Source organism: Mesorhizobium sp. M7A.F.Ca.CA.001.08.2.1, from assembly GCF_003998455.1.
Taxonomy (GTDB): Bacteria; Pseudomonadota; Alphaproteobacteria; order Rhizobiales; family Rhizobiaceae; genus Mesorhizobium; species Mesorhizobium ciceri.
The window spans coordinates 1-883 of sequence record NZ_RZPW01001282.1; the positions used below are offsets into that span (position 1 = coordinate 1).

Annotated in this window: 1 protein-coding gene and 1 pseudogene; one reads left to right on the forward strand and one right to left on the reverse strand. The window is 60.7% G+C overall.

All coding sequences use genetic code 11. The features are described 5' to 3' along the window. A pseudogene (locus EN914_RS36840) lies at positions 1 to 490 on the forward strand (M23 family peptidase); the annotation flags it as partial. 93 nt (positions 491 to 583) lie between these two features. Here the strand turns inward: EN914_RS36840 and EN914_RS36845 are convergent. After that, positions 584 to 883, reverse strand: a 300-nt coding sequence (locus EN914_RS36845; protein ID WP_164779237.1) for an OmpA family protein, incomplete at its 5' end; no start/stop codon positions are given.

Here is an 883-nt window from a genome sequence, read left to right on the forward strand (position 1 = left end):
ATTCATAAGCAAGACCTGGATCAGGATGATGAACACCTACCGCCCGGAACTTGCGCGCACGCTGTCGACAGCCGACCTGCTCGCACTGCGCTACGACGCCACGATCTCGCGTGAGATGGTTCGCAACCTGGCTCGCGAAGGCGAGGCCTATCTTCGGGAGCGTGGTCACCAGATTACGGCGGGCAGACTCTATCTCTGTCATTTCCTGGGAATGGAAGGCGCGCACCAGGTGCTGTCGGCCACAGGTTCGGCGCAACTGAGCGCCGTGCTGGGGTCGGCCGTCATCCAGGCCAACCCGTTTCTCACCGGCAAGACCGCCAGCTACGTCGTGGACTGGGCCGAAAGGAAAATGGGCCAGAAGCTGGGCCGCATGGCCACTGGCGCCGCCCAGCAGACAACGACCACGGAGGTCCGCCAGACGTCACCGGAGTTTGAAAAATACAAGCAGGCCGTCACCGCCGTCATAAGCTCAATTCAGAATACGCTTTGAACCACGCTCGCGCTGCTATGCTCACCCCTGTCCAAATTCCATCGGGTAGAACAATCTTCGGCCCATCCCAGGCTGCGGCGCAGCTTTGCGTGGCTATTGTGTCTTTATCCGCATTTCCACGCGGCGATTGAGCGGATCGTATGGGTTGGAACTGCGCGGGTTCTTTTCACCCATGCCGACCGCGTTGATGCGATCAGGCTCGATGCCGCTGGCCGTGAGGAAGGCGGCTACCGATTTCGCTCGTCGTTGCGACAGGCCTTCGTTGTGGTGCACCGTGCCGGTGGCATCGGTATAGCCTTCGACGACGAAGCTGAACGTGCTCAGCCGGTTGTCCTTCAGGGCTTTGGCGAACTCGTCGAGTTCAGCGCGCGCGGTGGCGTCAAGTTCTGTCTC